Origin of the sequence: Bradyrhizobium guangdongense (assembly GCF_004114975.1) — a bacterium.
Classification (GTDB): domain Bacteria; phylum Pseudomonadota; class Alphaproteobacteria; order Rhizobiales; family Xanthobacteraceae; genus Bradyrhizobium; species Bradyrhizobium guangdongense.
In genome coordinates this window covers 504,177-516,232 of record NZ_CP030051.1, presented here as the reverse complement: position 1 = coordinate 516,232, position 12,056 = coordinate 504,177, and the positions used below count along the sequence as shown (strand labels likewise).

Genomic DNA, 12,056 nt, shown 5'->3' with positions numbered 1-12,056 from the left:
CCACCTGCTCCTCTAATCAAGCCCGTCTTCGCTAATCACGCCCCCCGCTTCGGCCCGATCGCCTCGAACGCGGCCTTCTGCTCGTCGCTCAGGTCGAATTCGAAATCGTCGAGCGCGTCAGCGACGCCGGCGACCGCCTGCTGCATCGTCTGCAGGCGCGTCTTCACGGCGGCGAGGCGGGCCTGCGGGGTGGCTGCCGCCTTCATCGGGCAAGAGCTCAGCGTCTGCAGGGTGCGGAGCGTCGTGTCCTGGAGCACGTCGAGGCGGGCGCGGCCGGTGTCGTCGAGCTTCAGGGTCGAGGCGATGTCGTCGGTGGGCCATTGCTGCTGCACGAGCTGCTCGTACTGGCGCTGGGCCTGCACATCGTAGCGGGGATCGTAATTGGGATCGCAGGCTTTGGCCGCCTGCGCCGCTTGAGCCGGCTGCGCGTCCTTGTGCTGAGCCGAAGCAAGCGCGGCCTGGCGCTCCCTCGCCAGCGAGTCGAGCTTCGCTTTCTGGCCGTCGTCGAGCAGCTCGACGAATTTGGCGAGCGGCTGCGCCAGCGCATCGATGGCCTTGATCATCGCATCGAGGCGGGCCTGCATCACACCGAGGCGCTCGGCGGCATTGGTGGGCGCCTGCGCCGGGCAGGAGGCGCGAATGGTATCGCGCGCGCTCGTCCAGGCGCTTGCGAGCTCATCCAGCGCGGTGCGCTGCATCTCGTTCGGCTGCACGGCGGCGGCGATGCGCTCGACGGGCAGGCCGCCGGTGTCGCTGCTGTCGCAAACCGCCTCGACCGACGGCACACGTCGCGCACGACGGCCATGGGGTGTGGTGTAGGCGGCGAGCTCCGGGGCCGCGTAGGGCGCGAAGATCGCGGCGTAGATATCGCCATAGCCGTACAGCGAGAGGCTGGTGGTATCGCCATCAATCACCGCATTGGTGAGATCGTCATGCGCGAACGGCCAGAACACGGGACCGATCCAGCCATAGCTGCCGTCGGGATGGCGCCACCAGCCCTGCGGACGACGCCCCCCGTGCCAGCCCGAAAGCGCGGCCTGCGCCGTGAGCGCCGCGCGCATGACATAGGGGTTCGCTGGCTGGCCGCGCTCGCTGCCGCGCGGATCCTGCGACCGCAGCGCCGCGGAGCGATAGCGGCCGCCGCGCACCGCCATGCGGGCGTGGCGAAGGCGCGACAGGCCGAGCATATGGCCGACCGCAAAGCGCGCCACGCCGAGCGGTCCGCCGCGGAATCCGAACTGCGCCTGCGCCGTATCAGGCAGCATCACTGTCAGAAGGACCAGCACCGCGCCGGCCAACGCCAGCCTCAAGCGCGATCCCGATAGGCTTGCCGAGCTGACCACCGAGCTGACCACCGAGTTGACCACCTCTTGGCCCTCCTCCAGCGCCAAGCGCGCATCACGACGCATGAGCAAGACTCGCGAGGGAACCAATTGTTCCACGGCGAGACGGCCAAAGCGTCGCAGAGCTGTGAGGCATCATCGCGGCGCGCTTTACCTCGCCCCGCTTGCGGGGAGAGGTCGGAACGCATCGTCAGATGCGTTCCGGGTGAGGGGGTACGGGTCTATCGACGGAGAATGATCGCGGAGAATGATCGCGGAGAATGATCGCGGAGATAGCCCCTCACCCCGCCCTCTCCCCGTAAGAACGGGGCGAGGGAGACGAAGGACCGCCGTCTCGGCCACGCCTTACTGCGCCTTTTGCGGCACCACCACGGTCTGACCGGGATAGATCAGGTTGGGGTTGTGGATCTTTTCGCGGTTGGCGTTGAAGATCACCGCGTAGCGGGCGCCGTCGCCATAGGCGAGGCGGCTCAATGCCCAGAGACTGTCGCCGCGGGAAATCACCCGGCTGCCGCCGGCCTCGACCGTTCCGGTGGTGAGCGCGTCCGCGGGCGAGGCCGATGCGACCGTCGGCCCTGCCGCCGGCACCCGCGCCATCGACTTGGGTTTGGGCGCGCCCATCAGGCGGGGCCGAACCGCCGATCGCTCCGGGACCGCCGCAAGGCGCGGCGACGGCAGGGCAGCGACGACGTCGGATTTGTCGTCGGGCTTCGCATCAGGCTTTGCGTCTTGCTTTGCGACCGGTGTGACGCGCGCGGGCGGCGCGACTTCAGCGATCGTCACCGGCATGGTGCGGCCGGACTGCGTGACGGTGCCGTCGGGTGCGTGAGCGCGCAGCGCCAGCTCGTAGCTGCCGGCGGGAAGCTTTGGCGGAGTCATGACGAACTGCCCGGACGCATCGGCCACGACGCTGTCGAGCGGTTGCCCGTCGCGCAGCAGCTCGACCTTCGCGCCCGGCGCGGCCTGGCCTGCGATCACCGCCGCCTCGCCATGATCGTCAACGCGCGCGACGTCGAAACGAGGGCCGGTGTCCGCCACGGAAGGCTGCGGCTTCACTGGAGCGACATCGGCCAGCGCCGTGACCTGCTTCCGCGTCTCCGCGAGCGCATCCGGCTTCGGCGCGTCGGCAGTCACAGGGGCAACGGACGGCGCAGGCGGTGCGGCCGCAGCGAGCTTCGGCTCTTCAACCTTCAACTCTGTCTTGGGCTCGACCTTCACCTCAGGCTTGGCCTCAAGCTTGGCTTCATCCTTGGCCTCGGCCTTTGCCTCCGGCTTGCTCTCGGGCTTGGTGACGGCGGCGACCTCGGTGCTTGCCCCGCCCGGCAGCATGCGGCGCAGCTCGGTTGGACCGATCACCAGCACGGTGCCGGCCACCGCGAGCAGACAGAATGCAATGACGGCCTTGGATGCGGTGATCATCAGCCTTCAAACCTCGATCAAAAACTCAGGTCGCAAATCATCAGGCGCAAATTGCGCCGTTTTGGCACCGGCAGCAAGCCGGTCATAGGGATGAACCGAGTGGGCCCTGTCGGCGTCAAATCAGCGAGGCCGTAGCGGCCATTCTTTTTGGAATTTCATCATGCCCGCATTTTGCCGCGCCGCGCCATTTCTGGCGCTTGCCCTGACGCTCGCCGCCTCTCCCGCGCTGTCCGCCTCCGGGCCGCCGCCGGGATTCGTCCTGACGGACAATCCAGATCTCGCCTTCACCTCGCCGGACGGCGCCACCAGGCTCGAACAGTACATGAAGGACAGCGAAGATCTGTTCGGCGTCAAGTGGCAGGTCTGGGCGCGACGCGGCGACCAGATGACGGAGCTGAAGCCCGAGCAGGGCTATGGCGCCGGCTTCCGCTTCACCGCGGACTCGCAATGGCTGGTGCGGATGCAGAAGACCGGCTCGGGCGAGCAGGATTTGTTCCTCTATCATCTCGAGAACGGCGTCTTCGTCGGTGCCACCAAGAAGAAGTCGCTTAGCGATCTCGCCTGGGCCTATTTCTATGGCCGCCCGGAAACGAAGCACTTCGCCAGGCTCGACTTTCACATCTCGGCCAATCTGCTGGAAGGCACGGAAAACGCCTATCAAGAGCTCGGCATGAACTGGCCCAACAACCGCTACCTCGTGATCGGCCTCGGCGGCGAGTACGACAAGCACCCGAAAAACACCGTGATGAAAGGACTGGGCGGCTGGCGATGCCGCTATGATCTCCAGACCGGGAAATTCGACGTGCCCGAGATCTTCGCCAAGGATAATGCGCAGGCGCTGACATGGGAAGTGAAGCGGGAGTGAGAGGAGACGCTTTGTAGGGTGGACAAAGGCGCTCTTGCGCCGTGCCCACCATCTGCCTCGACCGCAAAAAGTGCGTGGGCACGCTACGCTTTGCCCACCGTACAGGACCTTGTCCACCGGCGCCGCGCCAAGCCCCTGATATTGTTCCGATTCATAGTTCCCTAACCTTTAATGGTAACGGGCTCTTGTCGGTTTTGCGGCATCCTGCATCCCACGGGAGGGCTGGATGGGCACATCGATTCGATGGACCGCACGATTGCGCGCGCTGCTTCGCCGCTGGCGGGGCGCGCCGCTGACGTGGCTGATCGCCGGCGGCTTCGTACTGATGGCGGCCATGGCCATCGGCACCGGCCTCACCGTCGATCGCTTCCGCCAGAACGCGATCGAGAGCGGCCGCGACAGCCTGGAAAACTCGGTTCGCCTGCTCGCCCGTCATTTCGACCGCGAGTTCGAGGATTTTGCGGTGCTGCAGAAAAGCATCATCGCGGAACTCGAAAGCCACGGCATCGAGTCCGCCGATGTGTTCCGCAGCGAGATGGCAACGCTCGCCATGCATGAGGTGCTGCGCGCCAAGGCCAGCGGCTGGTCGGACGTCGCCGGCGCCAACGTATTCGACTCCGACGGCAGGCTGATCAACTCGTCGCGGAGCTGGCCCGTCCCCGACGTCTCGGTTTCCGATCGCAGCTATTTCGCTCGTCTCAAGGGCGATCCGGCGGCGCAGGAGGAGGTCGAGGTGGTGCCGGGCCGGTTCGGGTCCGGGCCGGCGATCGTGTTCGCAAGGCGCGTATCCGGTCCGCACGGCGAGTTCTTCGGGCTGGTGTCGCGCGCCATCACGCCCGACCAGCTCGAAGCCTTCTTCGCCTCGGCCGGCCTCGGCGAGGATTCGTCGATCGCCATGCATCACCAGAACGGGCAGTTGTTGGCACGCATCCCGCATGCCGATGCGATGATCGGGAAGAATTTCCGGGGCGGCACGCCGGAGCAGATGGCGGTGTTCGAGCGCACCTCCGTCACCACGCAGCTCGCAAGCCCGATCGACGGCAAGGACCGCATCGTCGCTTCGCGCCTCCTGGCGGGCGAGCCGCTGGTCGTGGTCGCCACCAAATCGCTGGATGCGACGCTCGCCACCTGGCGCACGCAAACCAAGTTCTTCGTCGCCGTGGCCGTCGTGTCGATCGGCCTGCTCGTGCTCACGCTGGTCCTGATCTTCCGCCAGATGACGCGCCGGCTCGCCCTGGAGAAGGAGCAGCTCGACACCGCGATGAACACGATGACGCAAGGCCTGCTGATGTTCGACCAGGACCAGCGGCTGATCGTCTGCAACCGCCGTTACATCGAGATGTATGGTCTCTCGACCCATGTCGTGAAGCCCGGCGCCTATTTCCGCGACGTGATCCAGCATCGCGCCGATACCGGATCGTTCGACGGCGACGTCGATTCCTATTGCGACGCCATCCTGGACAACGTCGGTCGGACCCAGAGCAACATCGTCGAGACCTCGGACGGCCGCCTGATCGAGATCAAGAACCAGCCCGGCGCGGCCGGCGGCTGGCTCGCCACCCATGACGACGTCACCGAACGCATCCGCGCCGACGAGCGCATCGCGCATCTGGCGCATTACGACGCGCTGACCGACCTGCCCAACCGCGTGCTGATGCGCGGCCATCTCGAACGGCGCGTCGCGGAGCTCGCCCAGGGCCATCCGTTCGCGATCCTCTATATCGACGTCGACGAATTCAAGGGCGTCAACGATTCGCTGGGACACGAGGTCGGCGACGAATTGCTGCGACAGGTGGCGAGCCGCCTGCGCGCCTGCGTCAGCGGCAACGATATGGTGGCACGGCTCGGCGGCGACGAGTTCGCGATCATCAAGGCTGCGAGCTGCGACCAGGACGAGCTGAGCGCGCTGGCCGAACGGATCCTGGCCTCACTGCGCATGCCGGTCGACTGCAAGGGCCAGGAGATCACCACCAATGCCAGCATCGGCATCGCGATCGCGCCCGACCACGGCGACGTCATCGACGACCTGCTCAAGCGCGCAGACCTCGCGATGTACGCCGCCAAGTCGGAAGGACGCGGCACCTTCCGCATCTTCGTGCCCGAATACGACGACAAGGCGCGGCAGCGCCGCCAGCTCGAGCTTGATTTGCGCCAGGCGCTGGTGCGCGGCGAATTCGAGGTCCACTATCAGCCGCTGGTCGATTTGTCCGCCAATGTCGTGAGCGGCTGCGAGGCGCTGCTCAGGTGGCGCCATCCGGAGCGCGGCATGGTCTCGCCTGCGGACTTCATTCCGGTCGCGGAAGACACCGGCCTGATCGGCGAGATCGGCGAATGGGTCTTGAGGCAGGCCTGCGCGGAGGCTGCGTCCTGGCCCGGCGACATCCACATCGCGGTCAACGTCTCGCCGGTGCAGTTCCGCTCGAGGACGCTGGCGCTGAAGGTCGCCGCGGCGCTCGCCGAGTCGCGCCTCGCGCCGGAACGGCTCGAGCTCGAGATCACCGAGACCGTGCTGATCCGCGACGACGAGGAGGCACTGACCATCCTGCAGCAGCTGCGCGAGCTCGGCGTGCGCATCGCGCTCGACGATTTCGGCACCGGCTATTCCTCGCTGAGCTATCTGCACCGCTTCCCGTTCGACAAGATCAAGATCGACCGTAGCTTCATCAGCGACATCGGCGAGCCCGAGGATTCCTCCCCTATCGTGCAGGCCGTGGTCCACATGGCCGCCGCCCGCCACATGGCGACGACGGCCGAAGGCGTCGAGACCGAAGCGCAGCGCGAGGTATTGCGCCAGCTCGGCTGCAGCCAGATGCAGGGCTGGCTGTTCAGCCCGGCGGTGCCGGCGGCGAAGCTGAAGCAATTGCTGTCGAAGCAGGCGGCAGCGGCCTGAGGCCGAAATCGCCTCCCCTGCAATCACGGCAATGAGCACGTCCGATCCGAAAGAATAGGATCAAACCTCGCACCTTGCAGTTATCGCGCTGCTGAGGCGGCCGGGAACTCCGGCCGGCGGGAATTCGTCAACATTGCATCACGCGCATCGCAGGCGGCTTTGCCGTCCGCGAACGGATGCGCGTGTGCGAAATCGAGCGAGGCGACATGGCGATCGTGACGTTCCGGATGATCCCTCTGATAGCGGCGGCTGCCGTGATCGGCTTTGCCGCACAGGCGCGCGACGACGGCCGCTACGCGAACTCTCCCCTCAAGGGCTGGTTCGAGAGCCTGCACAGCAAAGGGGGCGGTCCGTGCTGCGCGGATGCCGACGGCACGGCGCTCGACGACGTCGATTGGGACACGCGCGGCGGGCACTACCGCGTCCGCATCCAGGGCGAATGGATCGAGGTGCCTGACGACACTGTCATCACCGAGCCGAATCGCGTCGGCCGCACGATCGTCTGGCCCTATTATATCAACGGCCGCGCCATCATCCGCTGCTTCATGCCGGGCAGCATGACGTGAAGTCGTCGGAGCAGCCGATCGCGCACAGGCGCATCTTGTATTCGTACGGCACTGCCATATCTCATCGGCATGATGAAGCTCACACGCGTTCAGGACCACGCCATTCAGGCGCTCATGGCCGGCATCGTCGGCGCCGAGACGTTCGATCAGGTCTTCGCAGGCATCCGCTTCGATGAGGTCGAGGGCTCGATGCTCTACGCCTTCGCACGGAACGAGGACGTCGCGTCCGACATCGAGGACAGCTACTCGCCCCTGATCGCCGCCGTGGCGTCGCGTGTGCTGGGCAAGCAGGTCGACCTCGTCGTCGTGATGCCGAAGGTTCTGCAATAAGTAGCCGGCAACGCCTTGCTCAATCGATGAACGATGCAAGCTCCTCCGGCTCGCCGGAGGGGAACGCGTCCTTGAGACATTCGAGAAACGCCGATACGCGCGCGCTCAGCAGCCGGCGCGACGGGTAGAGCGTCCAGAGACAGATCTCGGGTCCCTCGACATCGCCCCAGTGCACGAGCCTGCCGGCCGAGAGGTCGCGGCTCACGAGCGAGACGGGAAGCCGCGCGGCACCGACCCCGGCCCGGACGGCATCGCGGATCATGATGAGCGATGACAGGCGAAGCACGGGCTCGACTGCGATCTCCGCGCTTCCGACTGGCGTCACCACAGTCCAGGCAGAGCTCAAATCGCCCGCGCTGCGCACCACGGCCGGCGCGGCAAGATCGCCCGTTGGACGACGCAGACTCGGGCTCGCCACCACCACCAGCCGGTCGCGCAGGAAGATTCGTCCGACCAGGCTTTCGTCCGGATCCGGATTGACGCGGATCACGAGGTCATAACCCTCCTCGATCATGTCGACGGAGCGATCTTCCGTCGTGACCTCGAGCCGGACTTCCGGATATTTCCTCGCGAACGCGGCCGCCAGTTTCCCCATCGCGGTCTGTGAGAACACCAGCGGCGCACTGATCCGCAATCGCCCGCGCGGCCTGTCGCCTCCGGAAGCGATCGCGGCCGCCGTCTCGTCGAGCTCGGCGAGCAACGCCCCGGTCCGCTCATAGAGCGCCCGACCCTCCTCCGTGAGCTTCAGGTTGCGCGTTCCGCGCTCGAACAGGCGCAGATCGAGGCTGCTCTCCAGTTCGGAGACCCGGCGGGACAGCGTCGCTTTCGGGCGGCCGGCAGCCCGGGCGGCCCGCCCAAAGCCGCCGTGACGGGCCACCAGATTGAAGTCGGCGAGGGCCAGCAGATCCATTCGTTCCACCAATGAGACAGACTGTCCAAATATAGCGGCTATCGGTCCGCGTGTGGATCACTAATTTGCGGGGTGTCTTCTAACCCCAACAAGGAGTGACCCCCATGACCATCCTCGTAATCGGCGCCACCGGCCGCGTCGGCCGCCACGTTGTCGAACAGCTCGTCAAACGCGACGCCAAGGTGCGCGTGCTGACCCGCGATCCCGCCAAGGCCGATGTCCCCGCGGGCGTCGAGATCGCCAAGGGCGACCTGCTCGACATCGAAGCGCTGCGCGCCGCGTTCTCAGGCGTCAGGACGCTGTTCCTGCTCAACGCCGTGACCGGCGATGAATTCACCCAGGCGATCATCACGCTCAACATCGCCCGCGAGGCCGGTGTCGAACGCGTCGTCTATCAGTCGGTGTTCGACGCCGACGGGGCCGTGAACGTGCCGCACTTCGCGGTGAAGTCGGGCGCCGAGCGCATGCTCGCGCGGATGGGTTTCAGCGCGACCATACTGCGTCCGAGCTACTTCATCGACAACGAGCTCATGATCAAGGACGTGATCCTCAATCATGGCGTCTATCCGATGCCGATCGGCAGCAAGGGTGTCGCCATGGTCGACGCGCGCGACATCGCCGAGGTCGCCGCGATCGAACTGATCCGCCGCGACCGTGCTTCGGAAAAGCTTCCGGTGGAGACCATCAACCTGGTCGGTCCCGACACGCTGACCGGTCCTGGCGTGGCGAAGATCTGGTCTGACCTGCTCGGCCGCCCGATCGTCTATGGCGGCGACGATCCCAGCGGCTTCGAGCAGAGCATGGCGCGCTTCCTGCCGAAGTGGACGGCCTACGAGATGCGCCTGATGGCCGAGCGCTATGTCACCGACGGCATGATTCCCGAAGCCGGTAACGTCGAACGTCTCACTGGGATGCTCGGCCGTCCGCTGCACTCCTATCGCGATTTCGCGGCCCAGATCGCGGCGAGCGCGACAAAGTCCGCGTGACGACAGCAGCAACGAGCCCCTGATGTCACCGCGACGCGACATCGGGGGCTTTGGCGTGACCTCGCGATCAAACCACGCTAGCTTCCCAAAACAAGAACAAGAGAACAAGAACAAGAGGAAACGCCAATCGTGTACGACTACATTATCGTGGGCGGCGGCTCGGCTGGGTCCGTGCTGGCCCACCGGCTCTCCGCCAGGAGCGCCAACAAGGTCCTGCTGTGCGAAGCCGGACAGGACACACCACCCGGCAACGAACCGGCCGAAATCAGGGACAGCTATCCGGGCACCGCCTATTTCGACCCGCGCTTTCACTGGACCGAGCTCAAGGTCACGACCCAGGTCGTCAGCCACAACAATCCTGACGAAGCGCGCCCGCCGTTACGCAAATACGAGCAGGCGCGCGTGCTCGGCGGCGGCTCGTCGATCAACGGTCAGATGGCCAACCGCGGCGCACCGACCGATTACGATGAATGGCAAGCGCGCGGCGCTGAAGGCTGGCGTTGGAACGACGTGCTGCCGTTCTTCAAGAAGGTGGAGCGCGACCTCGATTTCGACGGGCCGTATCACGGCAAGGACGGACGAATTCCGGTGCGCAGAATTTCCAGAGAGCACTGGACCCGGCACTCGCAGGCGTTCGCCGATGCATTTCAGGAGGCCGGCCATCAATATCTGCCGGACCAGAACGGCGAGTTCGTCGACGGCTTTTTTTTTGCAGTGACGCATTCCAACCAGGCCGAGCAGCGCGTCTCGGCCGCGATGGGCTATCTCGATCGCGATACCCGCAAGCGCGCCAACCTTGCGATCTCCACCAACACTGAGGTGAGAGAGCTGATCTTCGAAGGCACACAATGCGTCGGCGTGAAGGCGGTGATCGACGGGCGCGAGCAGGAATTCCGGGGACGCGAGATCATTCTCTCCTCCGGCGCGATCCACTCGCCGGCGCATCTCTTGCGCGCCGGCATCGGACCGGTCGGCCACCTCAGGGATCTCGGCATTCCCGTTTTGATGGGACTGCCGGGCGTCGGCCAGCGCCTGATGGATCATCCTTCGATCTCGCTGTCATCCTTCGTCCGCCGCGGCGCGCGCATGAACGAGCACACCAGGCGGCACATGCAGCTCGGCCTGCGCTATTCGTCCGGACTTCCCGGCGTGCCGAAGGGCGACATGTTCGTCGTCGTGCTCTCCAAATCGGCCTGGCACGCGGTCGGCGCGCAGATCGGCTCGCTGCTGATCTTCGTCAACAAGACCTATTCCGAGACCGGGCAGGTGAAGCTTGCTTCGCGCGATCCCACAGCGGAGCCGATCGTCGAATTCAACCTGTTGTCCGACCGGCGCGACCTCGATCGCCTGATGAGCGGCTTCCGCAAGATGGCGGCGATCCAGATGAGCGACATCGTGAAGCAGGTGACGGACAAGCCGTTCCCGGCCGCCTATACCGACAGGGTGCGCAAGATCGGCGTGGTCAACACCACGAACAAGATCCTGACCGGGATCGCCGCGACGCTGATGGACGGACCGGCGGCGCTGCGTCACTATCTGATCGACAATTTCGTGGTCGAAGGCTTCACCTTCGATGACGTGATCAACGACGACGAGGCACTGGAAGCCTTCGTCCGCAAGGCGACGATCGGCGTGTGGCACGCCTCGTGCTCATGCCGCATGGGCCGGGCCGACGATCCCATGTCGGTGGTGGACAGTCAGGGCCGCGTCAAAGGCGTTCAAGGCCTGCGCGTCGTCGATGCCTCGATCTTCCCGGTGGTGCCGTGCGCCAACACCAATTTTCCGGTGTTGATGTCGGCGGAGAAGATCGCGGCGGCGATGATGCAGTGATCGACTGATTCTCGTGTCCCGCGTGCGGCGCAGCGTGCAACGCTGCGCCGCCCAAGTTCCCGGCTTACTTCACCCGCCTGGCGGCCTGGATCTCGACGAACTCGGCGTCCGGGTGGGCAACGATGGTTGCGAACATGATGCCGCTGATGATGAGCGACCAGGCGGTGTCCCAATAGATCCAAAACACTTTCAGCCTCCGTTTTGGCGTCCTCCGCCTGCGGCGCCCGGAGTAACGGCGCCGGGAGGCTGCCGTTCCAGAATGAGCCCATGACGGGGCCTGCGGCTCGAACAAGCGCAGGCAAGTCTAGCGCTTTCTGGTGTTGGTCGGTGGGATCTTGCGATCGGTTTGACCGGTGTGGCGCTTTGCCACGACGTCTTCGTCCCGCGGGCCTTCGCGCGGACGCGGCGGCGGCTTGGGCTGGCCGGACTGGCCGCCATGCTTGCCGCCCATGTCGGGCTTGCCTTCGAGGTCGTTTTCACGGGTCATGATGTGTCAATGCGCTCACCCGGCAATGGTTCGCAATTTGCGTTCGGCGTTGTGGCTGTGAACGAGTTCATAGGATCGCCGTCTTTGGCGGTGCACGATGGGTCGCGCAGCCCGCGCATCGCCCCCTCGACGAACGGATCTGGCCTGATGCGGAAGCACCTCGTTGCCTGGACCATCCTGACCTCGGCCTTCGTCGCGGTCGCGGTGTGGAGCGTGCTCGGGCCGCCCGACCATCCGGCCGGTCCGCATCTGCCCTCGCGCGACCTGACGGCTTCGGTGCACTAGGTTTCGGTTTCGTCCCGACGCGAACCGGCCTCCGCGTCGCTCGAAAACGCCTTGGTCCGACCGATCCAATTTCGGTATCGATCAATCCCATCTGGAGCTTGGTGCAACGGAACACCGGCCGCTATCCTTCCCTGCAAAACGACAA

Annotated in this window: 12 protein-coding genes; 7 read left to right on the top strand and 5 right to left on the bottom strand. The window is 65.6% G+C overall.

Translation table 11 applies throughout. The features are described 5' to 3' along the window. Nucleotides 1-35: 35 nt before the first annotated feature. Together X265_RS02440 and X265_RS02435 are read right to left on the bottom strand one after the other, a co-directional pair. A complete protein-coding gene (locus X265_RS02440) occupies nt 36-1,355 on the bottom strand; it encodes a Spy/CpxP family protein refolding chaperone (RefSeq protein ID WP_244659390.1) in 1,320 nt (439 codons plus the stop codon). A gap of 333 nt (nt 1,356-1,688) precedes the next feature. Continuing rightward, the gene (locus tag X265_RS02435; protein WP_128963476.1) at nt 1,689-2,762 is read right to left on the bottom strand and encodes a LysM peptidoglycan-binding domain-containing protein; all 1,074 of its coding nucleotides are present in this window, start codon (nt 2,760-2,762) and stop codon (nt 1,689-1,691) included. Nucleotides 2,763-2,922: 160 nt separating this feature from the next. Here X265_RS02435 and X265_RS02430 point away from each other — a divergent pair, with 160 nt between their 5' ends. From X265_RS02430 to X265_RS02415, 4 genes are all read left to right on the top strand, one after another. After that, entirely contained in the window at nt 2,923-3,627 is a 705-nt protein-coding gene (locus X265_RS02430; RefSeq protein WP_128963475.1) for a hypothetical protein, read from the top strand. Nucleotides 3,628-3,853: 226 nt separating this feature from the next. Continuing rightward, nucleotides 3,854-6,517, top strand: coding sequence for a bifunctional diguanylate cyclase/phosphodiesterase (locus X265_RS02425; protein ID WP_128963474.1), 2,664 nt, complete (start codon nt 3,854-3,856; stop codon nt 6,515-6,517). A gap of 206 nt (nt 6,518-6,723) precedes the next feature. After that, entirely contained in the window at nt 6,724-7,083 is a 360-nt protein-coding gene (locus tag X265_RS02420; RefSeq protein WP_128963473.1) for a hypothetical protein, read from the top strand. Nucleotides 7,084-7,152: 69 nt separating this feature from the next. Beyond that, nucleotides 7,153-7,413, top strand: coding sequence for a hypothetical protein (locus X265_RS02415; protein ID WP_164938388.1), 261 nt, complete (start codon nt 7,153-7,155; stop codon nt 7,411-7,413). A 19-nt stretch (nt 7,414-7,432) separates the two neighbouring features. Here X265_RS02415 and X265_RS02410 read toward each other — a convergent pair whose 3' ends face one another. After that, the gene (locus X265_RS02410) at nt 7,433-8,323 is read right to left on the bottom strand and encodes a LysR family transcriptional regulator (protein WP_128963471.1); all 891 of its coding nucleotides are present in this window, start codon (nt 8,321-8,323) and stop codon (nt 7,433-7,435) included. Nucleotides 8,324-8,427: 104 nt separating this feature from the next. Between X265_RS02410 and X265_RS02405 the strand changes: the two genes are divergently transcribed. Together X265_RS02405 and X265_RS02400 are read left to right on the top strand one after the other, a co-directional pair. Further along, the gene (locus tag X265_RS02405; RefSeq protein ID WP_128963470.1) at nt 8,428-9,309 is read left to right on the top strand and encodes an SDR family oxidoreductase; all 882 of its coding nucleotides are present in this window, start codon (nt 8,428-8,430) and stop codon (nt 9,307-9,309) included. Nucleotides 9,310-9,438: 129 nt separating this feature from the next. Beyond that, a complete protein-coding gene (locus tag X265_RS02400; protein ID WP_128963469.1) occupies nt 9,439-11,139 on the top strand; it encodes a GMC family oxidoreductase in 1,701 nt (566 codons plus the stop codon). 64 nt (nt 11,140-11,203) lie between these two features. Here the strand turns inward: X265_RS02400 and X265_RS41890 are convergent, their stop codons facing one another. Continuing rightward, entirely contained in the window at nt 11,204-11,326 is a 123-nt protein-coding gene (locus X265_RS41890; RefSeq protein ID WP_283815000.1) for a hypothetical protein, read from the bottom strand. A 117-nt stretch (nt 11,327-11,443) separates the two neighbouring features. Beyond that, nucleotides 11,444-11,626, bottom strand: coding sequence for a hypothetical protein (locus X265_RS02395; RefSeq protein ID WP_128963468.1), 183 nt, complete (start codon nt 11,624-11,626; stop codon nt 11,444-11,446). Nucleotides 11,627-11,773: 147 nt separating this feature from the next. On the opposite strand from X265_RS02395, the gene X265_RS40275 reads away from it, so the two are divergent. Beyond that, on the top strand, nt 11,774-11,911 hold the full coding sequence (locus X265_RS40275) for a hypothetical protein (protein ID WP_164938387.1): 138 nt from the start codon (nt 11,774-11,776) through the stop codon (nt 11,909-11,911). Nucleotides 11,912-12,056 lie beyond the last annotated feature (145 nt).

Coding starts and splice junctions, on each gene's coding strand:
- X265_RS02435 (WP_128963476.1), bottom strand. CDS start 2,762: ATGATCACCGCATCCAAGGCCGTCATTGCATTCTGTCTGCTCGCGGTG.
- X265_RS02430 (WP_128963475.1), top strand. CDS start 2,923: ATGCCCGCATTTTGCCGCGCCGCGCCATTTCTGGCGCTTGCCCTGACG.
- X265_RS02425 (WP_128963474.1), top strand. CDS start 3,854: ATGGGCACATCGATTCGATGGACCGCACGATTGCGCGCGCTGCTTCGC.
- X265_RS02420 (WP_128963473.1), top strand. CDS start 6,724: ATGGCGATCGTGACGTTCCGGATGATCCCTCTGATAGCGGCGGCTGCC.
- X265_RS02415 (WP_164938388.1), top strand. CDS start 7,153: ATGATGAAGCTCACACGCGTTCAGGACCACGCCATTCAGGCGCTCATG.
- X265_RS02410 (WP_128963471.1), bottom strand. CDS start 8,323: ATGGATCTGCTGGCCCTCGCCGACTTCAATCTGGTGGCCCGTCACGGC.
- X265_RS02405 (WP_128963470.1), top strand. CDS start 8,428: ATGACCATCCTCGTAATCGGCGCCACCGGCCGCGTCGGCCGCCACGTT.
- X265_RS02395 (WP_128963468.1), bottom strand. CDS start 11,626: ATGACCCGTGAAAACGACCTCGAAGGCAAGCCCGACATGGGCGGCAAG.
- X265_RS40275 (WP_164938387.1), top strand. CDS start 11,774: ATGCGGAAGCACCTCGTTGCCTGGACCATCCTGACCTCGGCCTTCGTC.